The organism is Synergistaceae bacterium, from assembly GCA_017443945.1.
Taxonomy (GTDB): Bacteria; Synergistota; Synergistia; order Synergistales; family Aminobacteriaceae; genus JAFUXM01.
In genome coordinates this window covers 1-21,755 of record JAFSXS010000021.1, presented here as the reverse complement: position 1 = coordinate 21,755, position 21,755 = coordinate 1, and the positions used below count along the sequence as shown (strand labels likewise).

Annotated in this window: 26 protein-coding genes; 15 read left to right on the top strand and 11 right to left on the bottom strand. The window is 41.4% G+C overall.

The window, feature by feature from the left end:
* Positions 1–26: 26 nt before the first annotated feature.
* From IJT21_02625 to upp, 9 genes are read right to left on the bottom strand one after another with little or no spacing between them, the layout of a single operon-like run.
* On the bottom strand, positions 27–1,136 hold the full coding sequence (locus IJT21_02625) for a 1-deoxy-D-xylulose-5-phosphate reductoisomerase (protein MBQ7577142.1): 1,110 nt from the start codon (positions 1,134–1,136) through the stop codon (positions 27–29).
* The gene (locus tag IJT21_02620; protein ID MBQ7577141.1) at positions 1,133–1,960 is read right to left on the bottom strand and encodes a phosphatidate cytidylyltransferase; all 828 of its coding nucleotides are present in this window, start codon (positions 1,958–1,960) and stop codon (positions 1,133–1,135) included. The genes IJT21_02625 and IJT21_02620 overlap by 4 nt, the downstream gene beginning before the upstream one ends.
* Entirely contained in the window at positions 1,941–2,645 is a 705-nt protein-coding gene (gene uppS / locus IJT21_02615) for a di-trans,poly-cis-decaprenylcistransferase (GenBank protein ID MBQ7577140.1), read from the bottom strand. Before uppS ends, IJT21_02620 begins: the two co-directional genes overlap by 20 nt.
* A gap of 28 nt (positions 2,646–2,673) precedes the next feature.
* Entirely contained in the window at positions 2,674–3,264 is a 591-nt protein-coding gene (locus tag IJT21_02610) for a uracil-DNA glycosylase (protein ID MBQ7577139.1), read from the bottom strand.
* Positions 3,265–3,271: 7 nt separating this feature from the next.
* A complete protein-coding gene (locus IJT21_02605) occupies positions 3,272–4,105 on the bottom strand; it encodes a hypothetical protein (GenBank protein ID MBQ7577138.1) in 834 nt (277 codons plus the stop codon).
* A complete protein-coding gene (gene murA, locus IJT21_02600; protein ID MBQ7577137.1) occupies positions 4,092–5,348 on the bottom strand; it encodes a UDP-N-acetylglucosamine 1-carboxyvinyltransferase in 1,257 nt (418 codons plus the stop codon). Before murA ends, IJT21_02605 begins: the two co-directional genes overlap by 14 nt.
* Before the next feature lie 14 nt (positions 5,349–5,362).
* Complete coding sequence (wecB, locus tag IJT21_02595) at positions 5,363–6,490, bottom strand: UDP-N-acetylglucosamine 2-epimerase (non-hydrolyzing) (protein MBQ7577136.1); 1,128 nt, start codon at positions 6,488–6,490, stop codon at positions 5,363–5,365.
* Complete coding sequence (locus tag IJT21_02590) at positions 6,487–7,416, bottom strand: undecaprenyl/decaprenyl-phosphate alpha-N-acetylglucosaminyl 1-phosphate transferase (protein ID MBQ7577135.1); 930 nt, start codon at positions 7,414–7,416, stop codon at positions 6,487–6,489. The genes wecB and IJT21_02590 overlap by 4 nt, the downstream gene beginning before the upstream one ends.
* Positions 7,385–8,479 carry a uracil phosphoribosyltransferase gene (upp, locus tag IJT21_02585; protein ID MBQ7577134.1) on the bottom strand — a complete coding sequence of 365 codons (1,095 nt, stop codon included), beginning with the start codon at positions 8,477–8,479 and terminating at the stop codon, positions 7,385–7,387. Before upp ends, IJT21_02590 begins: the two co-directional genes overlap by 32 nt.
* A 668-nt stretch (positions 8,480–9,147) precedes the next feature.
* On the opposite strand from upp, the gene IJT21_02580 reads away from it, so the two are divergent.
* The 15 genes from IJT21_02580 to secF all read left to right on the top strand — a co-directional run bounded on the left by IJT21_02580 (position 9,148) and on the right by secF (position 20,466).
* Positions 9,148–10,011, top strand: coding sequence for an Rpn family recombination-promoting nuclease/putative transposase (locus tag IJT21_02580; protein ID MBQ7577133.1), 864 nt, complete (start codon positions 9,148–9,150; stop codon positions 10,009–10,011).
* Between the two features lie 123 nt (positions 10,012–10,134).
* Complete coding sequence (gene rpsO / locus IJT21_02575) at positions 10,135–10,401, top strand: 30S ribosomal protein S15 (protein ID MBQ7577132.1); 267 nt, start codon at positions 10,135–10,137, stop codon at positions 10,399–10,401.
* 18 nt (positions 10,402–10,419) lie between these two features.
* Positions 10,420–10,647 carry a 50S ribosomal protein L31 gene (gene rpmE / locus IJT21_02570; protein ID MBQ7577131.1) on the top strand — a complete coding sequence of 76 codons (228 nt, stop codon included), beginning with the start codon at positions 10,420–10,422 and terminating at the stop codon, positions 10,645–10,647.
* Positions 10,648–10,694: 47 nt separating this feature from the next.
* Complete coding sequence (locus IJT21_02565; protein ID MBQ7577130.1) at positions 10,695–11,390, top strand: FAD-dependent thymidylate synthase; 696 nt, start codon at positions 10,695–10,697, stop codon at positions 11,388–11,390.
* 19 nt (positions 11,391–11,409) lie between these two features.
* On the top strand, positions 11,410–12,318 hold the full coding sequence (locus IJT21_02560) for a DUF1385 domain-containing protein (GenBank protein MBQ7577129.1): 909 nt from the start codon (positions 11,410–11,412) through the stop codon (positions 12,316–12,318).
* Positions 12,315–13,394: a peptide chain release factor 1 gene (gene prfA, locus IJT21_02555; protein ID MBQ7577128.1), complete on the top strand. Its 1,080-nt coding sequence runs from the start codon at positions 12,315–12,317 to the stop codon at positions 13,392–13,394. The genes IJT21_02560 and prfA overlap by 4 nt, the downstream gene beginning before the upstream one ends.
* A complete protein-coding gene (locus tag IJT21_02550) occupies positions 13,384–14,181 on the top strand; it encodes a peptide chain release factor N(5)-glutamine methyltransferase (protein MBQ7577127.1) in 798 nt (265 codons plus the stop codon). The genes prfA and IJT21_02550 overlap by 11 nt, the downstream gene beginning before the upstream one ends.
* A gap of 51 nt (positions 14,182–14,232) precedes the next feature.
* Positions 14,233–14,532 (top strand): hypothetical protein, encoded by a 300-nt coding sequence (locus IJT21_02545; protein MBQ7577126.1) that lies wholly within the window; start codon positions 14,233–14,235, stop codon positions 14,530–14,532.
* 13 nt (positions 14,533–14,545) lie between these two features.
* On the top strand, positions 14,546–15,322 hold the full coding sequence (locus tag IJT21_02540) for a metallophosphoesterase (protein ID MBQ7577125.1): 777 nt from the start codon (positions 14,546–14,548) through the stop codon (positions 15,320–15,322).
* A gap of 31 nt (positions 15,323–15,353) precedes the next feature.
* Positions 15,354–16,157: an ATP-dependent sacrificial sulfur transferase LarE gene (larE, locus tag IJT21_02535; protein ID MBQ7577124.1), complete on the top strand. Its 804-nt coding sequence runs from the start codon at positions 15,354–15,356 to the stop codon at positions 16,155–16,157.
* Between the two features lie 18 nt (positions 16,158–16,175).
* Complete coding sequence (locus IJT21_02530; GenBank protein MBQ7577123.1) at positions 16,176–16,451, top strand: RNA-binding S4 domain-containing protein; 276 nt, start codon at positions 16,176–16,178, stop codon at positions 16,449–16,451.
* Positions 16,452–16,513: 62 nt separating this feature from the next.
* Entirely contained in the window at positions 16,514–17,809 is a 1,296-nt protein-coding gene (eno, locus tag IJT21_02525; GenBank protein ID MBQ7577122.1) for a phosphopyruvate hydratase, read from the top strand.
* Positions 17,810–17,944: 135 nt separating this feature from the next.
* Positions 17,945–18,220, top strand: coding sequence for a preprotein translocase subunit YajC (gene yajC, locus IJT21_02520; GenBank protein MBQ7577121.1), 276 nt, complete (start codon positions 17,945–17,947; stop codon positions 18,218–18,220).
* The gene (gene secD / locus IJT21_02515) at positions 18,221–19,609 is read left to right on the top strand and encodes a protein translocase subunit SecD (protein ID MBQ7577120.1); all 1,389 of its coding nucleotides are present in this window, start codon (positions 18,221–18,223) and stop codon (positions 19,607–19,609) included. It abuts the gene before it with no gap.
* Positions 19,606–20,466, top strand: coding sequence for a protein translocase subunit SecF (gene secF / locus IJT21_02510; GenBank protein MBQ7577119.1), 861 nt, complete (start codon positions 19,606–19,608; stop codon positions 20,464–20,466). The genes secD and secF overlap by 4 nt, the downstream gene beginning before the upstream one ends.
* A 26-nt stretch (positions 20,467–20,492) precedes the next feature.
* On the opposite strand, the gene IJT21_02505 is transcribed toward secF, so the two are convergent.
* Entirely contained in the window at positions 20,493–21,461 is a 969-nt protein-coding gene (locus IJT21_02505) for a hypothetical protein (GenBank protein ID MBQ7577118.1), read from the bottom strand.
* Positions 21,462–21,478: 17 nt separating this feature from the next.
* The coding region (locus IJT21_02500) for a hypothetical protein (GenBank protein ID MBQ7577117.1) at positions 21,479–21,755 on the bottom strand (277 nt) is incomplete at its 5' end.

The following is a 21,755-nucleotide window of genomic DNA, read 5'->3' as shown; positions in this document are numbered from 1 at the left end:
TGAATAAAATTTTTATCCCCCCGGAATTAAACGAGGGGAAATTTTCCGGCAATCTCGCGCGCCTTTATTCTCGCAAGATTAAGAACTTCTATAGCATCATCAAGACTCGCAGGTTCGCTCAAGTCGCAATTATTTAACGTCTCTTCAACCAATGCAGGAATGTCAACAAATCTAATTTTCCCGGACATAAATAAATTTACTGCAACTTCATCAGCACCGACAAGCACAGCCGGAGCAGCTTTTTTCGTGCGCATAACTTCTTTTGCGATTCTCATTGCGGGGAATCTTGACTCGTCGATCTCAAAAAATTTTATCTCGTGCGAAACAAAGTCAGGCCGCTTAAAACTTTCACACGGGAAAAATCTTTCAGGCCAGAAAATAGCGGACGCAGCAGGCAACTTCATATCAGGTTCAGCAGCCAATAATTTAACGCTTCCGTCTTCAAATTCTATTAACCCATGCACAAATGACCCCGGCGATATAAACGCGTCAACCTGATTAGAATCAAGTCCGAACAAGAACATAGCTTCAATTAATTCTATGCCCTTATTCATGAGAGTCGCACTGTCAATCGTAATTTTTGCGCCCATATTCCAAACAGGATGATTTAACGCCATTTCGGGTGTAACATTTTTTAATTGCTCGCTCGTGTAATTTCTGAAGGGGCCTCCTGACGCTGTGAGAAAAATTTTTCTGACAAACTTTTTATTTTCTCCGTGAAGACATTGCCAGATTGCATTATGTTCACTATCGACAGGGCGTAATTGTTCGGGATTCTTTATTAACGGCATGACCCATTTTCCCGCGACTACAATACTTTCTTTGTTTGCGAGAGATACATTTTTCCCGGCCTTGAGTGCACTGCAAAGAGCTTTAATCGCGTCAGTTCCCGACGATGAGAAAACTATATGATTTATTTCGGGATCGTTCGCAATTTCCTCAAGTCCTGCCTGTCCTGACTCTTGATAGACATAAACTTTTGGTACGTTAAATTTTTTCGCGAGAGTCAATAATTTATCAGATCTCGAATTAGCTGCAATAGCTTTCACGCAAATTTTATCGGGCCAAGACTCGCACACTGACATTACAGAACTTCCTACACTGCCGGTAGCTCCGATTATCGCTAAATTAATCATAGAATCACCCTTAATGTTAAATAAGTCAACAGCGCGTTAAATAAAATACTGTCGAAACGGTCTAACATTCCGCCATGACCTGGAATTAATCGCCCTGAGTCTTTCTGTCCTGCTTCACGCTTTATTAATGACTCGGCCAAGTCTCCGATCTGACCTGCAAAACCGCATATGAATCCTATTAAAATCGTAGGATAAGTCGGCAGCCCGAAAAAATAAATTGCTCCTGCGTCTGCTATAAGACTTCCGATTATACCAGCGACAAAGCCTTGAACTGTTTTCCCTTCGCTTACATGAGGACATAATTTGACAGTTCCGAAAGTTTTTCCGCCGATATAAGCTCCTACATCACAGCCCCATGTGCAGATAAAAAGTGTCATCAGCATGTCGCGCCCTACGATATAATCACGAAGCATAATCATACACGTCCATGGAACTGTAATATAAAGCACTCCGGAAATTATCCCGCCCGTATTAGAAATTGCGTAACTTGTTCGAGTTGACTGACGGCGAAAAATTTCAAGCATTAATACAACGCACACGCACAAAGAAAGAATCATAGCTAACACAATCGGCTGCGGATTTTCTCTCATTGAAGCTATCAAGAATATCAAAGAAAAAATATATCCCACACCCGGAGAGAGTCGCACGCCTTCAAGCCTTCCCAGCAGTCTATAATATTCAGCAAGCGAGACAAGAGCAATAAACGACGCTAAAATTTTCCAAAACATTCCGCCCGTATAAATCGCAAATATAACGAGTCCCGCTATTATAATGCTGCTGAACGTCCGCAAACGCAATTCTTTATCAACTCTTAAGCCCGCCATAACGACGCTCCCTCCCTGCGTAATCGCTTAAAGCCTTCTTTAATTCCGCCTCGTCAAAGTCCGGCCAGTGTATGTCAGTAAAATAATATTCGCTGTATGCGCTCTCCCATAACCAAAAATTGCTGAGTCTTAATTCGCCGCTTGTTCTGACTATTAAATCAGGATCGGGGACATCAGGCAAATAAAAATGTCTGCGCAAATCTTCTTCTGTTACTTGGCCGGTGTGTCCTGATTCGATAAGTGAATTAATTGCATCAAGAATTTCAGCACGTCCGCCGTAATTAATGCATATAATGAAATCTAAAATTTTTTGATCTGCTGTGTAGTCTTCCGCCCATGCCATTTGCTTTAACAAATCTTCGGGGAGCCTGTCTTTACGTCCGCAAAATCTTATTCTCGCGCCTTCTGACTTTATCTCGTCAACTTTTCTGCGTATGTAATAACGAAATAGACTCATTAAGCCGGTAACTTCCATTAATGGCCGATTCCAATTTTCAGTCGAGAACGCGTAAACAGAAAAATATCTTATTCCTTCACGTTTTACGAGTCTGACCATGTCTTCAAGTTTTCGCAGTCCTGCACGGTGCCCCATTAAACGCGGTAGATTTCTTTTTTTTGCCCAGCGTCCGTTTCCGTCAAGTATAATTGCTAAGTGTTTAGGCTTTCGTTCTGTTGTATCTGTCAAAATTTTTCAGCTCCTAATAATAAATTATTTATTTCGTAGATTCGAGTCTTGCTTTAACTGCTAGAAAATCTCTGTAGACTACATTTGCGAGTCTTTGATATTCGTCGGGATTTTGCCGTAATAAATAGCTTGGGTGAAATGTCGGCATGATTTGAACTCCGCGCCACTCTACCCAATTGCCCCTAAGTCCTGTTATGCCTTTTGCTGTGCCTAAAATTGATTGAGTCGCGGGATTTCCCATCGTTACAATAATTGAAGGCTGCAATAATAATAACTGAGCTTCCCGAAAATCGCTGCATGAAATAATTTCTTTAATGCTCGGTGTTCTGTTGCCTTCGGGTCTGCACTTAACGACGTTCATTATATAAATTGAATCTCTGTCAATATTTGCGCGTTCGAGAATTTTATTTAACAATTGGCCGGACTTCCCTACAAATGGAATCCCCTGTTTGTCTTCGTCTTCTCCGGGAGCTTCACCGATTATGACGAACTTAAAATTTTCTCTCGGCCCGCAGCCTATGACAGTTTGAGTCCTTGACTTGCATAAATCGCATTTAGTGCAGGCTCTAATTTGTTCGTATAATGATTCCCACGCTGAATTAAATTCTGTATTCATGATAGTTTGCTCATAAAAAAATTTCGTTGACCCTGATATTTACGCGTTTAACGTCCATACCGGTGAAGTAGCTTAAACTTGATCTCAATCTGCGCTGTAAATATTTTGCGATTGATAGTGCGCTCATGTTCGCGAGTGTTAAATCAAGTTCTATGCTTAATTCGATTTTGTCGTCGTAAATGTCCAAATCAATATCTCTGACTCTCTTGACGTGATTGCGAAACTCTAAAAGTTTTCTGCACATCTCAATAATAGCATTTGACTCGATTGTAACTCGGCCGTTAAAGCTGAATAACGGTTTTACGATTGTGTTGCTGCTTTCTTCCTTGTCTCTGCCGCGAAAGAATCCACGAATCTGACTTACTAGTTTTCCCGCAAAATTCTGCTGTATTTGAGCCTTTGCTACCGGGACGACATGCTGTTTTTTCTCGCGCCGTTCGTATAAAGCTGCTTCTATTTCTTCAGGCGTTGAGATGTCCGAGATATTAATTATCTTTGACGGCTGATTGAGTCCGAGTCTAGCAATAATTTTCTCTATCATGTCAACGGAAGTAGCGAGAATCATTAATTTTTCGGGCGGGTGCTTAGTGAGATATTTCACAACCTCGTCGCGGTGTTCGGGATATTCAAAAATTGCGCGTCTGATTGCACGTAACCTGTTGATTTCAGATTTTGCGCTTCGTCCTGCTAAGATTCTCCCGCGTGAAATTAATAATCCGTCGTCGATTATGTTATCAATGCCGTTTTGTTTTGCAACATGAGTCGCACGATGACTCTTGCCTGTACCAGCCGGGCCGACAAACGCGAAAATTTCAATTTTTTGCAGTGCTTCACATGAGTTCAACTTTTGCTCCTAAATCAGTTAATTTTTTGTCAATAGCTTCATAACCGCGCCAAACGTGAGTCATATCTTCGACTCTTGTTTCACCCTTAGCAGCCAGTCCCGCAATTATCAGCGCAGCCCCTGCCCTTAAGTCCGTAGCTTTTACTGCTGCACCGTGCAAATTTTCGACCCCTCTTATTATTGCGACCTCACGCGAAATCTGTATATTTGCGCCCATTCGATTCAATTCCTGAGCATATAGAAATCTCGCCTGAAAAACGCTTTCTTCAATTGTGCTGACTCCTGCTGCGAGTGATAAAGCTGCTGCCATTTGAGGTTGCGAGTCAGTTGGGAATCCGGGATAAGGCAATGTCTTAATCGTTACGGGGTGAAGACGTTTAGCGGGAAAAATCTCTATAACATTTTTCTTGACTGCAAATTTTGCGCGCGCTTCCTCAAGTTTTGCGAGAATTGCATCAATATGCGACGGGACAACATCTTCAACTTTTATATGTCCATTAGTCATGACTCCTGCAAGAATATAAGTACATGCCTCGATTCTGTCGGGTATAACTTTTTCGCGGCCTGAATGGGCTTTATCGATTCCCTTGATTCTGACAGTGCCGACTCCTTCAAGATCGACAGGAACGCCTACACACCTGAGAGTCGCGGCCAAGTTATCAATTTCGGGTTCACGCGCGATATTTTCAATTATAGTTTCACCCGACGCAAGAGACGCAGCCATCATTAAATTTTCAGTTGCTCCTACTGAGGGGAAATCTAAATAAATTCTTCGTCCGCGCAATCTGCCTTTGACTCGTGCATGAACGACTCCGTCTTTAATATCAATTTCTGCGCCCATTTGCTTGAGTCCCTTAAGGTGTAAATCAATGGGTCTTGCTCCGATCGAACAACCGCCCGGCAAAGGTAAAGAGACTCTCCCGCAATTAGCAAGTAACGGCCCTAACATGAGAGAAGAAGCCCGCATTTTTCGCGCAAGAGATTCGGGGACTTCCCATTTAAGCTCGTCGGGGACTCTAAAAATTGCCTGCGAGTTTTTGCCGTCATGAGTATATTCAATTTCAACGCCGAGAGTCTTTAATATGTCCATCATTGAATGAATATCATATAAATCAGGCACATTATCAAGAGTCAGAGTCCCGCCCTTGAGCAGCAAAGCAACAGCCATGACCGGCAGAGCAGCATTTTTCGCACCCTGAGTCTTTATTGTGCCGTTTAACGGGATTCCGCCGGTAATTTTCATAACGTTTAAATTTTCTATGTTCGTTCAGCCTCCTTTGTGAAGAAATTATTTATTGCCTCATGAATCTTTTGTGAAGCTGTACCATTTCCGAACGGCATTATATTTTTTGCGAGAATCTGACTCATATAATCAGAATCATTTAACAGCTTTAATGACTCTTCGCGGATTGAGTCGCGTTTTGTGCCGACTAATATACAAGTTCCGTGATTAACTGCTTCGGGACGTTCTGACAATGTGCGCATGATTAAAACCGGTTTATTGATTGCGCTTGCTTCTTCTTGGACTCCCCCGCTGTCGGACAAAATAAATTTGCTCTTGTTCATAGCATTAACAAATTCGGGATAATTCAACGGTTCTGTAAAAATTACATTTTCGCCGTAATCCTTTAAGCACTCTCTAATAACTTCGCGCACTATTGGATTCTTATGCAATGGAATCAGGAAAATTACATCAGGTCTCGCACGAATAATATCAATAACTCCTGCGCAAATGCCCTTGAGAGTCTCACCCCATGACTCGCGCCTGTGTGCTGTCATCAAGATTAAAGGCCGGTCATTAATTTTTTGCATGTAGGAAGGCTGACTCACTTGTTTAGCTAAAATTTTATAGAGTGCATCAATTACAGTATTTCCGGTGATAAAAATTTTTTCGCGCGGGACTCCTTCATTTATTAAATTATCCGCGTCGCCCTTAGTGGGTGCAAAGAATAAATTTGCGATTCTGTCAGTCAAGACTCTATTTGCTTCTTCTGGGAACGGGAGACTCAAATTATGGCTTCTGAGTCCTGCTTCGACGTGTCCGACCGGTATATGACGATAAAAGCCAGCCAATGCCGCCGCAAAAGTTGTCGAAGTGTCGCCGTGTACAAGTATCATATTTTGCGAATCAGAGTCAAGAATTTCACCGACACCGTTTAACACGCTTGAAGTAATATAATCAAGAGTCTGACGTGCTCTCATTATGTTCATGTCATAATCTGATTTAATGCCGAAATCGTCTAAAGCCTGTCTCAACATGTCCGTATGCTGTCCGGTTGCAAGTGTCTTGACGCAAAAATTTTCGTCCTGCTTTAACTCCTGAATCACTGGAGCCATTTTTATAGCTTCTGGCCGTGTGCCGATTATGCAAATAATTTTTCTCATTGTCCTATCAGCCTGAAATAAACGCTGAGTCCTCCTGCCAACGTGAGAACCTGCAGCAATAACAATATACTCACTGTTATGACATTTGAACCTGTCAGCGAAATTAAAATATGATGCATATGCTTTTTATCGGGATAAAACGGTGATTTTCCCGAAAGTATGCGCCTAGTGAATGCTATAGTAGTATCAATAACGGGAATCCCTCCGAATAGAATCAGCAATAACAAAATATCCGTAAATTTTGCGTTGATTAAATTCGGCATAGCGTTTTTCAGGAAGTGAGACGCAAATAAATAACCTAATAACGTGCTGCCTCCATCGCCTAAAAAAGTTTGTGCCGCCGGAAAATTCCAGCATAAGACTCCAAGTGCCATAGCTCCCATATAAATCCCCGCGTAAGATTTTCCGAGAATGTACAAAGCTCCCGACGACGCAATAAACATCGAGATACATAAACCGTTCATTCCGTCAATTAAGTTATATGCGCTTGTAACTCCTGCAAGCCACACGAGAGAAATAATTGTGATAGTTAAAGGAAGTCCCAAAGGCAGCACAACAATAGAAGCTGCGATAAAGTGCAGACCGAGCCGCAAAAAAGGACTCAGCGAGCACATGTCATCAAGATAACCGCAGAAAAATATAATTGTCGCTCCTGTTGCAATAAATCTTAGTTCAGGCATTGACTCGGACATTATCACAGATATTAGCAAATAACCCATCCACAAGCCAAGACCGGCACCGCGAGGCATTTTACCTTTGTGAATCTTTCTAGCGTCAGGAATGTCAATAATTCCGTAAATTCCTGCGAGCTTAATCGAAACGGGAGCAGTGAAGCCCCCCCAGAAAAAGCCGATTATCAGGAAAATTAATGCTTCAACGTCAATATCAGGCAATTTATTTAGTCCCAAATAATCTGTCGCCGGCATCACCGAGTCCGGGTACGATATAGCCGTGATCGTTCAAATGCGAGTCTAACGCAGCAATAAAAATAGAGACATCCGGATGATCTTTATTTATGCGTTCGATTCCTTCAGGTGCGCCGATTAAGCAGACAAGTGAAATTTTACGGCCTCCCCTTTTCTTGATGAGTGAGATAGCAGCGCTTGAACTTCCGCCCGTTGCAAGCATAGGATCTAACACAAAAATTTCGCGTTCTTCAATATCAAATGGGAGCTTGCAATAATATTCGACCGGTTCAAGTGTTGCAGGATCCCTATATAAACCTATGTGGCCGACTTTAGCATTTGGTACGAGCTGCAAAACTCCGTCGACCATTCCGAGTCCTGCTCTCAAAACGGGAACGATAGCTAATTTTTTGCCTTCGAGAGTCTTAACAGTAGTTTTTGCTACGGGTGTAGTTACTTCTTTGTCTGTTAATGGAAGATTTCGCGTGATTTCATAGACCATCAAGCCTGTAATCTCGTTGAGGAGTTCTCTAAATTGTTTGACGCTGGTGTTAACGTCTCTGATTATTCCGACTTTGTGTTGTACTAACGGATGATTGAATATAACGACCTTGCCTCCGCCCTGATGCATAACTGTTAAAGTAGCTTTCTCGGCCTTAGCGATTTTATTTATGCGTCTTAAGTGTCTGCCTCCCTCGAAAGGAGTATCGAGCCACGTTTTTATAATTTCCGGTACGTCTTCGGGCTTAGTTACATTGCCTCCCATAGCGAGGACGTTAATATTATTGTGCGCTTTTGCCATTTTTGCGTCTTGAACGGTATGACATGCAACGGCTCTGATTCCCGGAATTTTGTTAGCGGCGATTGATATTCCGAAACCTGTACCGCATAATAAAATACCTGCGTCGGTTTCCTCGTCTAAGATTGTCCCGGCGACTTTAAAAGCTGGGTCGCTGTAGTCGTCGTCTTTATTGTATTCATAGGCTCCCATGTCTAATATTTCGATTTCATGAGAGTTCAAGAAATTCACAACTGCATCTTTCAAGACATAACCTGCGTGGTCGCAGCCAAGTGCAATTTTCATGACGTAAATTACTCCTTTATATGAGAAATTTTTTATATTATAGCAACAGATTAATTGCTTGTGCGCAGAAAAAGTTTATACACGTTTTTATTAGATGTTAATTTGCGAGTCTGAAAATTTTTTTGCACTTATAGCAAATACACTTGAATAACTATAAAAATTGTTTCATGTCAGATATATCCGGGCAGGCAAACGAATTATATAAACGCGATAAAATATTTACATTGTAGCTGGCAAGTTAAGTGCGTTGACTGCAAATACACTTGAATACTTGCAAAAATTTTTTCCGTGAATTAATAGCGTAGGTAAAGAAATAAAATTTTTGTGTGAAGAATTAATATAACTGTGAAAAATTAATTTTTTTGTAGTTGCAAATGTAGTTGTAAAATTCTCGTATTTCGTAAAGCATTGAGTGAAAAATTTTCGCTAACATTATAACAGTTACATTTGAGTACTTGCAAAATATCTCATTAATATAATAAATCAAGAGCATTAACTATAATATAAAATATTTATCGCACATAATATAGCAAATACGACTGAATATCCGCGAACAACATATTAACAGAGTGGCGGGCAGGTCAGAATGAAATTTGCTAGCAGTATAAATCAAGTGCATGGAACTGGCATAAAGTGCGTTGAGTATAACAAGAAGGGAGGCCGAAAATTTGTCAGATAAGGATATGAGCGAAAAAACTTTATTTGATTACAACGACGTATTTGCGGATATTGTAAATTTGTATTTTGCTTTGTCAGGAATAAACCGCAGAGTCAAACCTGAAGAACTGCAAAATATTCGTTCGCGTTCGATTTATAAATTTGGTGATGACCTGCACGAACAAGAGCGCGACATTGTAAAACTTTGGAAGCCTGAAGGAATAGCAATTTGTCTCATAGGGCTTGAGAATCAAACAGATATTGATCCTGATATGCCGCTGAGAATATTTGGTTATGAGGGTGCAGATTATCGCGGGCAGCTCACAGACAAAGAAAATGCGCCGTATTTTGTGTTAACGATAGTACTTTATTACGGGACTGAAAGACGTTGGACAGCACCGAAAAATTTATTCGATAGACTCAATGTTCCGCAAGAGTTTAGGCCGTTCGTGAATGATTGCCGAGTTAATGTCGTTGAGCTTGCGTGGCTGACTGATGAGCAGGCTAAAATGTTGGGTAATGATGCATATGTAGTAATAGATTATTTGCGTCAAGTCCGAACAAAGAAGCACTATGATGTGCCGGAAGAAGCAGAAATTAAACACGTTGATGAATTACTCAAGCTGCTTTATGCCATGACGAAAGAGCATAAATTTGAGAAAGTTCGTCAAACATTACCGGAAGGAGAAAATACTATGAAGTACGTAAAGAGTTTTTTTGAAATTGAGAGGGAAGCAGGACGTGCAGAAGGACTCGCAGAAGGACTTGCAAAAGAAATCGCTAACCTGAAAGAAATCGCACAACGTCTTTTAGCAGAAGGAATGCCGCCGGAAAAAGTTGCAGCCATTACAAATTTATCTGACTTTAGCAAATAAACGGGTGCAAAATTTTTCGTTGGGTGTTAATATATTCGCGCTTACACTCGCTGCTTAGAATATTGCGTTCTGGATTGCGCTTTATTCCCAGCTTTGAAGATTTTATCAGGAGGTAAATTTTTTATGATCCAGAAGGACAAGAAACAAGAAGTAATTGCAGAGTACAAGACTCACGAGAAAGACACAGGTTCACCTGAAGTCCAAGTCGCAATCTTAACCGAAAGAATCCGCGAACTCACGGAACATTTGAAGATTCATAAGAAAGATTTTCACTCAAGACGCGGACTCTTAAAAATGGTCGGAAGCAGAAGAAGATTATTACGCTACTTGATGAACAAAGATTTTAACAGATATCGTTCATTAATTGAGCGTCTCGGACTCAGGCACTAATCACAGGAGGCAATTATCATGAAAGAAAAAATTCATCCTGACTATCAGGAATGCAAAGTTACATGTGCGTGCGGAAATACTTTTACAACACGTTCAACAATGAAGGAAATCAGAGTCGGAGTCTGTTCAGCGTGCCACCCGTTTTATTCCGGCAAGAAGGGCAGAGTCTTAACTGAAGCAGGCCGCCTTGAGAAATTCCAGAAAAAATATCAGGGCATCAACTACGGACAGAAAACGGACGTATAATAATTTGTCATGGAAGGGGGCAAATCGCAAGCCCCTTTTTTTATTATATTGCTATGAATGTAACTTTATTAGCTCACACTCCCGAACCTGATCAAATAGTCGCAGCTGCCGCGAAAATTTGTTATAGCGACATAACAGCCGGTGATTTATTGCAGGCTCAAGAACAGAATTTATCGCGCAAATTAATTGCAGAGTTATTCAAAAGCGGTCATCTTTCAACATTTGAGCACGTAAATTTTACTTTCGGGATTGACGGTTTAAGCCGCGTGGCCTCTCATCAGTTAGTCAGGCACAGAGTCGCAAGTTTCAGCCAGCAGAGTCAACGCTATGTGCAAATGAATTTTTCGCCCGATTCGATTATTATTCCCCCATCGATTCAAGATAACCCGGAAGCATTAAAAATTTTTCAGGAACAGGCCGAGTCAGCTCATAACACTTATAAAAATTTGCTCGAAATGGGAATAACGAAAGAAGACGCGCGTTTTATTCTCCCTCACGGTTATTCTACTAGACTCGTTATGACAATGAATGCCCGTGAACTTCATCATTTTTTCAGCCTCAGACTTTGCCGCCGTGCACAATGGGAGATTCACGAATTAGCGCGTAAAATGTTAATTCTTGTGCGGGAAAAAGCTCCGGTTTTATTCGAGAAAGCCGGCCCATCATGTATATTCGGAAAATGTGAGGAGTCCCGCTCATGCAACAAGCCTTATAGAAATATGGAGGATTTATTACTTGTTTAAGAGATTGAATCATTTATTTATGTTAGCAGTAAATTTATTTATATCACAAGCCGAGTCAGACATTAAGAAAATTCCCGTCGGAGGTCAGGCAGTAATTGAAGGCGTGCTGATGAAGGGCAAAAATTTATGGGGACTCGCTGTAAGAAGGCCAACCGGTGAAATATTCAAAGAAAATTGGCCGCATAGTTCACGGACTCAGAGATACCCTTATAAATTGCCGTTGATTCGCGGAGTCGTTACCATGTGTGAAATGTTAGCTACGGGATTCAAAGCATTATCACGTTCGGCAGAGGTCGCACTTGAGGAAACGCAGGAAAAATTGACGTTCAAAGATATTTTATTGTCGATTCTGATTGCGATTTTTGCTGTAGGAGGTTTATTTATCGCGCTTCCGTTGTGGCTGGCTGGTCATATGGCAAGCACTCCCCTTTATGTGAATATTATAGAAGGCGTTTTGCGTGCTGTAATATTTGTTGCTTACGTTGCAATTATAGGACTCTGGTCTGACATTAAAGAAGTCTTCAAGTATCACGGTGCAGAACATAAGACTATTAACGCATTCGAGAGCGGCCAAGCAATGACTCCCGAAAATATTATGAAATGTTCGCGAATACATCCGAGGTGCGGGACATCGTTTTTGCTGATTGCCGTTATAGTAAGCATTATAGTTTTCTCGCCGGTAAAGACTCTTATTGCCGGAGAAAGTTTTATTTTGCAGGTTTTAGCGCGCATTATATTAATTCCCGTCGTAATTGGGATTTCTTACGAGATTATAAGATTCGCATCAAGTTCCGGGAAATTTGGACTCTGCGTAATAGCACCGTTTTTGACTCTGCAATATTTAACAACGAGAGAGCCTAATATAAATCAGGCTGAAGTCGCGTTAATCTCACTTGATACAGCATTAAACGGAGGTTTATTATCATGAACATCGAGCCTAAATTACAAGCTATCGAGCAGGAATATATAGAAGTCGGCAATAAATTATCAGATCCGGAAATAGCAGCTAACCCGAAAGAATTGCAGATACTCGGCAAAAAACGCGCACAGCTCGAACCGGTCGTAATTAAATATCGTGAATATCAAGACGCTTTAAAGTCTATCAGTGAAGCAAAAGAGTTAATCAAATCAGGAGACTCAGAGCTTGAGACCCTAGCACGTGAAGAACTCGCAAATCTTGAACCTAAAATCGAAAATTTTACGCGCGATTTAACTCTTTTATTACTGCCTCAAGACCCTAACGACGAAAAAAGCGTAGTTGTTGAAATCAGAGCAGGCACAGGAGGCGACGAAGCTACTTTATTTGCTGCTGATTTATTTAGAATGTACGTGAGATTTTGTGAGCGTCAACACTGGAAAATTGAAATTATTGAGAGTTCAACAAATACAGCTGGCATAGGCGGCTACAAAGAAATTATATTCAGAATCGACAGTAAAGGCGCTTACAGCAAAATGAAATATGAGTCCGGCGTTCATAGAGTCCAGCGAGTCCCCGTTACTGAAGCAAGCGGAAGGATTCACACGAGTGCTGCAACTGTTGCTGTTATGCCGGAAGCTGATGATGTGGAAATCGATATTAGGCCGGAAGATTTGAAAATTGATACTTACAGATCTAGCGGTGCAGGAGGCCAGCACGTTAATATGACTGACTCAGCCGTGAGAATAACGCATTTGCCTACAGGTATAGTCGTAACTTGTCAGGACGAACGCTCGCAAATTAAGAATCGTGCGCGGGCAATGTCATATTTGAAGACGAAATTATATGACCTCGAACAGCAGAAGCAAAATTCAGAGTTAGCATCAGAACGCCGGGGCATGATAGGTTCAGGCGACAGAAGCGAAAGAGTCAGAACTTACAATTTTCCTCAAAACCGCATAACAGATCACAGAATAAATTTGACTCTCTACAAACTTGAGGCTTATCTCGACGGCGATTTATACGAGATGATTGACGCAATGTTATTAGCAGAACAGACTCAGAAACTGCAAGATCTTGAAGGTTAATAATTTCGCAAAACGTTTAGAGTCTGCCGGCATAAAAAATTTTCAGCAAGAGTCAATATGGCTGATGTCGGCGGCTCTTAATATTAGTCATTCGCAGATTCTTACGCGTCAAAAATTTTCTGATTCTGAGCTGGCAAAAATTGATGAATTTATTTCACGCCGTGAGTCTAGTGAACCATTGCAATATATAATCGGCGAGTCAACTTTTTACGGGCGTGATTTCAAAGTCGGTAAAGGTGTATTAATTCCGCGTCAGGACACAGAGTCATTAATTGAGGCTGCTAAATATTGTTTTGCCCGCGATGAAAAATTTTCGTTTCTTGATTTCGGCACTGGTTCCGGGTGCATTGCTGTAACACTTTTGCTTGAGTTCCCTAATTCATTTGCTTACATGCTCGACAATAGCAAGGAGGCTTTATTTTATGCGCGTGAAAATATTTTGCGTTATGACTTGGCCGAACGTGCGAAAATTATCAAGACTCTTGACGGACTCGAAATTGATTTATTAATCAGCAATCCGCCATATATAGAATCGCAGGAAATTGCAAGACTTGACTCAACAGTGAAAGATTATGAACCTTTGAACGCTTTAGACGGAGGCCCGGACGGAATGAAATTTTACCGTGAAATTTTTGCGTGTGATTTGAAGCCTCGTTATATAATTTTAGAGTCTGGGAATATTGCACAGGTCAGCGCGTTAAAAAATTTGACTCATGAATATAAATTTATGCGTGAATTTCTTGATTATGGGAATTTTCCGAGAGCTTTATTATTTCAGCGTCAGTAATGTATTTGCTATATAATTTTATGAGCTTTATTTAATGGGGAGTGATTTATTTTGCGTCGGAGAAGTGCAGAGACTCTAATAGAATTCTTGACGGCATTGTTAGTTTTTCTCGTTGTAATGACGAGTATATTTACTTTTATGGCCAATCAAACGGAGAATATAGCGCGATTAATTGACAGAGATTTTTTCGTGTTCAATGCTCAAAAATGGCTTAACGAGCGCAAAACTTCAGGCACATTAACAACAATCGAGGGACGCACTATAACATTCACGCGCGATAATAATAATCTCGTACTCAGGGACAACGAAAACGCAAGCTCTATGACATTTCAAGTCAGCTTTGATATATAAAGGGTGTTGACGAATGAAAAAATTTTTATGCTGCTTAGTGATAATTACGGCTTTATTTTGCAGTCCGGCAGAGTCTAACAATTTTGTTGAAGGCTGGCAGAGTCTTAATATTTCCTGTGATTGTGTAGAGTTCAACGGGCAAAAATTTAATCGTGTCTTAGCAGTCGGTGATATTCACGGGCAATTTTCGCGCTTTATGTCAATGTACAAAAAATTAAATGTCAGTGATAGAGACCTAGTAATTTTTCTAGGCGATTATATACAGGGCAAGAAGACCGGCGAAGAGTTAAAGACTATACAATGGCTCATGGAACAAAGCAGGAGAGAAAATTTTATACTCTTGAGCGGCAACAAAGAACGTGAATTTTTGCGCGATAATAATAAAAATTGGGCACTATTGCGCGAATTAAATAGCGTTAATGATCCCGAACTCACGAAAAAAGTTTATGAATTTTTTGCGGGCTTAAAATTTTATCAGGAACTTACGATTGATGGCCGGGATTTTGTGTTTGCTCATGCTGGAATAAATGACGACGGCACAATTAATCCCAACGACGAATTTTCTCTAATGTTCAACAAAAGATTTTGCAGAAATTATCACGGCAATAAATTTGTAGTGATAGGCCACCGTCCGACTCAGTCAGAATTTGGCAAAAAAATTACTGTCCCCGTTAAAGTCAGCGGCAAGAATATTTTAATGCTCGACACTAACTGCAAGCGCAAAAAAGGTTATTCATCGTGCGTAAATATTTTGACGGGCGAATTTTGGCAGAGCGATAAAGATTTTTAGCGGCTATAAGTGTAAGGAGAATTTATTTATCATGACTATACAAGCAAAATATCAGACTCTAAAAAATTATATTGACTCACTCAAGAGTGCAGCTGTTGCATTTTCCGGCGGAGTTGACTCGACTTTATTATTATACATTGCTCATGAAGTCTTACGCGATAAAGCCGTTGCCGTTACGATTCAATCGCGTTTAATTCCAGGCCGTGAGCTTGACGAATCAAAAAATTTCTGCGAGTCTCATAATATCAAGCAAATAATTATTTCAGTCGATGAGCTTGCTATAAAAAATTTCAGCCAGAATCCCCCGAACAGGTGTTATTTATGCAAGAAAGATTTATTTACGCGAATAAAAACTGTTGCGCACGAAAATAATTTATCGCACGTTATAGAAGGCTCGAATCTTGATGACTTAGGCGACTACAGGCCGGGACTCAAGGCAATAGACGAACTCGGAATAAAGAGTCCTTTGCGTGAAGCTGCTTTCACAAAATCTGATGTCCGGGAACTTTCGCGCGCATTGAATTTGCCGACGTGGGATAAACCTTCATTCGCTTGTCTTGCGTCGAGATTCGTTTATGGTGAGACTATTACTCCGGAAAAATTAATAATGGTCGCAAACGCAGAAAATTTATTACAGGATTTAGGATTTCGTCAAGAGCGGGTCAGGATTCACGGCAATATCGCAAGAATCGAGATAACACCAGAAAATTTTTCACGCATAATAGAAGACTCAATCAGGACAAAAATTTATAGCGGGCTAAAAAATTTAGGATTCTCATATGTTACACTTGATTTGCAGGGATATAGAACCGGAAGTATGAACGAAATTATATAACAGGAGGCAAAAAATTTTATGAGGCTTGATAAATTCTTGAAGCTCGCAAGACTCGTCAAACGCCGTACAGCAGCACAAGAAATGATCGAGTTAGGCGCAGTCAGACTCAACGGGCGCGAGTGCAAATCTTCAAGCGAGGTCAACGAGGGAAATATAATCGAAATCGCATACATAAACCGCGTCTTGAAAGTAAAAGTTTTGTGCGCAGACGAGGCAATTTTAAAGCGTCCTAAAACAATTTCATGGGAACAAATCGCAGAACGTACAGTAAAGCCCGACGAATTACCATTTTAAAATTTTCATTACCCGTTTATAATAGCTCGTAAACTAAAATTTTTATCAGGAGGTTTTATTTAATGGCATTAATAGTTGGAGTTCACGGCCGCGAGATTCTTGACTCAAGAGGCAACCCTACAGTTGAAGTTGATGTACAGCTTGAAGACGGTTCATTTGGAAGAGCAGCAGTACCTTCCGGAGCATCTACCGGCGTTCATGAGGCTTTAGAGCTTCGAGACAAAGAGGCGCGTTATAACGGCAAAGGCACTCAGCACGCAGTCAATAACGTAAATGAGAAAATCGCCCCTGAGTTAGTCGGTTGTTATGACGCTGATGATCAATTCGCAGTCGATAAAGCAATGATTGAGCTTGACGGTTCTGACGGCAAAAAGAATCTCGGCGCAAATGCGATTCTCGGTGTATCAATGGCAACAGCGCGGGCAGCAGCAGACAGCCACGGACTTCCCCTTTACAGATGGCTCGGCGGAGTCGGAGGTGCTTTACTTCCTACACCGATGATGAATGTTATTAACGGCGGAGCACATGCAGACTCTACAGTCGATTTTCAAGAGTTCATGATCGTACCTCACAGCGGGAAAAATTTTTCTGAGGCTTTAAGAATGGGCGCAGAAGTTTATCACGCTCTCAAAAGCTGCACAAAAGCTCGCGGATACTCAACAGGTGTCGGCGATGAAGGCGGATTTGCTCCTAACCTCAAGGATAACCGTGAAGCACTTGATTTACTAATGGAAGCAGTAAATAAAGCAGGTTACAAACCCGGTGATGATGTCAGCTTTGCACTTGATGTCGCCTCGTCTGAATTTTTCGTAGCGGAGAAAAATAAATACGTCTTCAGCAAGAGCGGCGGAGCAGAATACACTTCCGGCGAACTTGTAAAACTTTATGAAGATCTTGTCGCAAATTATCCGGTTATCTCGATTGAAGACGGTTGCGCAGAGGACGACTGGGAAGGCTGGGCAGCTCTTACAGCAGCACTCGGCAAAAAAATTCAGCTTGTCGGCGATGATTTATTTGTAACGAATCCAAAGATTTTGGCACGCGGAATTTCTGAAGGTATCGCAAATGCAGTACTCGTCAAGTTAAATCAGATCGGAACAGTAAGCGAGACTCTTCAAGTTATACAAATGGCCGCTGATTCAGGTTATGCCGCTGTAGTCTCTCACAGATCAGGCGAGACAGCAGACACCTTCATTGCAGATTTGGCAGTTGCAACACGTGCAGGCCAGATTAAAACAGGAAGTATCGCAAGAACAGACAGAATCGCGAAATATAATCAGCTTCTCAGAATCGAGGAAGAACTCGGCGACGTTGCAAAGTATGCAGGACTCGCAAAATATTCCCCGATGTGGAAGTAATAAATTTTTCAGGAGGTAATTTTTTCAGACATGGCAGAATCAACAACAGCTGTAAACATTTGCGGCGGCAGTGGTGCAAGTGCTCCGGGCGGCGGTGATGCGGGGGCTGCTCCTCAGGGCGGCGGCTTGATGGGGATGCTTTTCCCTCTTGCAATATTTGTACTGATATTTTATTTCTTTATTATTCGTCCGCAAAGAAAACGCGATAAACAGCATAATAACATGATCGCAAGCATTAACAGGGGCGATGAAATTATTACAATCGGCGGTTTCATGGGAACAGTCAGAGAAGTACGCGAAGACTCTTTCCAAATCGAAATCGCAGAAGGTGTCAGAGTCAGAATCCTTAAATCAGCGGTGCAGACAAAACGAGCCTCAACAACAGCTAACAAAACGGAGGCAAGCGCGTAAATGCTCTCTAATAGAACTAGACTTTGGCTCGTAATTCTTGTAATCGCTGCTGCTTCTGTGTTCGTGTGGTACGAGAGAAATAATATCAATCTCGGACTCGATCTCAAGGGCGGAGCTCATATCGTTTTGCAGGCAAAGGACACACCAGAGAATCCCGTCAGAGATGACAGCATTGACAGACTCTTAGCAGTGCTCAGAAATAGAATCGACCAGTACGGAGTCGCAGAGCCCATTATACAGAAAAGCGGTTCAGATAGAATCATTGTAGATTTACCCGGCATTCAAGACCCTGCAGCAGCACTTGAATTAATTGGACGTACGGCGCAGATGGATTTTCGCGAGGTCCTAGAGACAAACGGCACTCCCCCTCCCGCACCCATTCGCAGCAATTATGATAACGACGTACAATTTGCAGACGCTCAAGAACGCTGGCAGAACGCAGTAAATCAATTAGCAAACGCAAGCGCAGATTTTCAGGCAAAGACAGCCAACACTCCCGGATCTATCGTCGCACCAGGTGAGGAAGCCGGATTATTTTATTTGCTTGGGCCGGTGCTTTTATCGGGCAAAGACTTAATCAACGCTGAAATGAATCCCGACAGCTTAGGCCGCATGGGTGTATCGCTTGAATTTAATTCTAACGGCGCAAATTTATTCGAGCAGGCTACAGCAAGATTAATCGGCAAACAATTAGCTATAGTTCTTGACAATGTAGTAATTTCCGCTCCCGTCGTGCAGGACAGAATCGCAGGAGGACGCGCACAAATTACAGGCAGATTCACAAACGAGGAAGCCGGAAGACTCGCAATCATGCTTAAGGCCGGTGCTTTACCTGTTGCAGTCGAAATCGCAGAAAATAGATCTGTCGGGCCGAGCTTAGGTGCTGACTCAGTAAGACAAGGACTCGAAGCAGGTTTATTCGGTGCTGGAATGGTGCTCGTTTTCATGCTGCTTTATTATCAATTCAGAGGACTTGCGGCAGATTTGGCACTTGCTGTAACTGTTTTGCTTATTTTTGCGGGGTTAATCGCGTTTAATGCAACCTTGACTCTTCCGGGTATCGCAGGAATTATTTTAACGCTCGGAATGGCTGTCGACGGCAACGTTTTAATTTATGAGCGCATAAAAGAAGAACAGAACGCCGGCAAAACTCCTTTAGCAGCACTTGACTCAGGATTCAGAAAAGCTCTTGTTACGATCTTAGACTCGAATATCACGACTTTAATTGCAGCACTTGTATTATTTTATTTCGGGTCAGGTTCCGTGCGGGGATTTGGCGTAACTCTCTCTGTAGGACTTGTAGCAAGCGTCTTCGCAAATATCGTTGTAACACGCGCAATTTTGCAATTATTCGTTAAAAGCGGAAAGGAGATAATCAAGAGAAAATGAGCAGCTTAAATCTAAATATTGACTTCATGAAGCACAGAAGACTTGCTCTGACCATCAGCCTTGTATTAGTCCTTGCCAGTATAATTTTGCTTTTGACGAGAGGCCTTAATTTGGGTATAGACTTTACTGGCGGAAATGTTATCCAGACAGAATTTGAGTCACTTCCGGATATTGCACAGGTCAGAACTGTAATATCAAGTGTCGCAGCAAAAGGCGCAATGATTCAACATTTCGGCGAGAAGGGCATAATCATACGCACAAATGAAGACACCGAACAGAGTCGTGAAGCAGTCATCAAGGCATTGCAGACAAATTTTAAAGATGTCAAGATTACAGGTTTTGAGAAGGTCGGTCCTGTTGTCGGCGGTGAATTAAGGCGGCAGGCTGTTATCGGCGTGTCCATTGCGTTAATTGCGATATTGATTTATATTACTCTGAGATTCCAGTTTAGATTTGCAGTCGTGAGCGTTGTCCCTCTTGTGCATGATGTAATTGTTGCGCTGGGATTCTTCAGTATTACGCAAATGGAAATTTCTTCGTCATTTATTGCGGCGATTTTAACAATAGTGGGCTACTCGTTGAACAATACAATTATTATTCTCGACAGAGTCCGCGAGAACTGGGGCAGTTTGTCGCGCGAAGGAATCGAAAGACTCGTGAATAAGTCATTGAATCAAACTTTATCGCGAACAATTAACACGACATTAACGACTTTATTTCCCGTAATAGCTTTATGTGTATGGGGAGGGCCTGTGTTAATGGCGTTCAGTTATGCAATGTTAATAGGCATTATCGCGGGCACATGGAGTTCAATTTTTGTAGCTACGGGCTTATTAGTTGAGTGGAACAAGAAATAAATTTTTATGAGAATTTGCCGGGAGTCTTAGCGATTCCCGGTTTTATTTTGCCAGCGTTGTAGATCCTTGATTAATTGAGCGGTTCTTATCTTTGCGCCCTCGTTATCAAGGTGCAAGTCTCCATTATAGAAATATTTATACGGTATAAAATAGTCCCTGAAATCTGAAATTATTTCGCAGTCAAGTTTTGAAGCTAACTCATGTTGAAATTTGTCGTACACGTCTGCGGGCTGAGTAAATTCACCGTATGCAATCGGATAACCTGCAATTAAAAGAGTCGCGCCTTTATTCTTTATATATTTGTTGTATTCATTTATTCTATTAATGCAAGTATCATTTATTCGCGGAAATTTAACATTTCCCGGCTTGAACATTTTTTCAACAGTGAGTCTATATTCTTCAGGCTTGATAGCCATGTCGCCAAATTCATTAAATCCCCTGCTTGTGTAGACGCTCGGAGGAACTCTGTTGCCTGTTTCCGTTATCCAGAAAATAAAGCTCCTCCACCAGTAAGCCGGATAACCTCTGAACATATCGAAATAATCTTTTATGCGCAAAATTTTATAGAGTTCCCAGTTATATTCGAGTGCGTCCCATAATATATAAGTGCTTTCGATTCTGTCATTGTCCGCATAATCATGGTGAGAGAGAATTATAATATCTCCGCTGTTAATATTTAATTTCGCTATGTCCTCATTAAATGCATTACCTGCTCCAGCTTGAAAGCCTAGATTTACGACCGGCATATTAAAAGCTGCTTCTATCATCGGGGAATTTGTGCCAAATGCTACACTCGAACTCCCTGCAAGAATTATTTTAGGCTCATTTATTGACTCAAGGCGAGCGACTTTCTTGACTAATCCGGTTTCGTATAATTCTATGTGCTGATTACCGACGACAAAAGCTCCGAAGCTGAAATATAATGCAAATACTAGAATCACTGTAAATGGCAGCAAGATTAATTTACGCAAAAATTTTTTCATGTCATTATTCATTGAGTTCACCCCGTAATTTAAAACTGGAAGTAAATAAATTCTGCCGGATTCCTTGCACCGCTGAATATAGATATAATTGCAAGAAATGTAAGAACGGCATATAACGCCCATCTCTTGAAGGTGCCGAGCTTTGATGTCCACGAAATTATGTCGGTCTCAAGCGAAATATAATCCCAGACTGCTAATGTAATAATGAAGATTGCCGCAAATTTTGTCTCGCCTTGTATAGATTTCAAGTCCCGAATCCCATTATACAAATATGATTTAATGCTCGTTATTCCGTCAAATAAATGT

What these genes read in the sequence shown, in the direction of transcription:
- IJT21_02625 (MBQ7577142.1), bottom strand. Translation starts at nt 1,136, where the DNA reads ATGATTAATTTAGCGATAATCGGAGCTACCGGCAGTGTAGGAAGTTCT.
- IJT21_02620 (MBQ7577141.1), bottom strand. Translation starts at nt 1,960, where the DNA reads ATGGCGGGCTTAAGAGTTGATAAAGAATTGCGTTTGCGGACGTTCAGC.
- murA (MBQ7577137.1), bottom strand. Translation starts at nt 5,348, where the DNA reads ATGAAAATTACCGGCGGAATCCCGTTAAACGGCACAATAAAGACTCAG.
- wecB (MBQ7577136.1), bottom strand. Translation starts at nt 6,490, where the DNA reads ATGAGAAAAATTATTTGCATAATCGGCACACGGCCAGAAGCTATAAAA.
- IJT21_02590 (MBQ7577135.1), bottom strand. Translation starts at nt 7,416, where the DNA reads ATGCCGGCGACAGATTATTTGGGACTAAATAAATTGCCTGATATTGAC.
- upp (MBQ7577134.1), bottom strand. Translation starts at nt 8,479, where the DNA reads ATGAAAATTGCACTTGGCTGCGACCACGCAGGTTATGTCTTGAAAGAT.
- rpsO (MBQ7577132.1), top strand. Translation starts at nt 10,135, where the DNA reads ATGATCCAGAAGGACAAGAAACAAGAAGTAATTGCAGAGTACAAGACT.
- rpmE (MBQ7577131.1), top strand. Translation starts at nt 10,420, where the DNA reads ATGAAAGAAAAAATTCATCCTGACTATCAGGAATGCAAAGTTACATGT.
- IJT21_02560 (MBQ7577129.1), top strand. Translation starts at nt 11,410, where the DNA reads ATGTTAGCAGTAAATTTATTTATATCACAAGCCGAGTCAGACATTAAG.
- prfA (MBQ7577128.1), top strand. Translation starts at nt 12,315, where the DNA reads ATGAACATCGAGCCTAAATTACAAGCTATCGAGCAGGAATATATAGAA.
- IJT21_02540 (MBQ7577125.1), top strand. Translation starts at nt 14,546, where the DNA reads ATGAAAAAATTTTTATGCTGCTTAGTGATAATTACGGCTTTATTTTGC.
- larE (MBQ7577124.1), top strand. Translation starts at nt 15,354, where the DNA reads ATGACTATACAAGCAAAATATCAGACTCTAAAAAATTATATTGACTCA.
- IJT21_02530 (MBQ7577123.1), top strand. Translation starts at nt 16,176, where the DNA reads ATGAGGCTTGATAAATTCTTGAAGCTCGCAAGACTCGTCAAACGCCGT.
- eno (MBQ7577122.1), top strand. Translation starts at nt 16,514, where the DNA reads ATGGCATTAATAGTTGGAGTTCACGGCCGCGAGATTCTTGACTCAAGA.
- yajC (MBQ7577121.1), top strand. Translation starts at nt 17,945, where the DNA reads ATGCTTTTCCCTCTTGCAATATTTGTACTGATATTTTATTTCTTTATT.
- secD (MBQ7577120.1), top strand. Translation starts at nt 18,221, where the DNA reads ATGCTCTCTAATAGAACTAGACTTTGGCTCGTAATTCTTGTAATCGCT.
- secF (MBQ7577119.1), top strand. Translation starts at nt 19,606, where the DNA reads ATGAGCAGCTTAAATCTAAATATTGACTTCATGAAGCACAGAAGACTT.
- IJT21_02505 (MBQ7577118.1), bottom strand. Translation starts at nt 21,461, where the DNA reads ATGAATAATGACATGAAAAAATTTTTGCGTAAATTAATCTTGCTGCCA.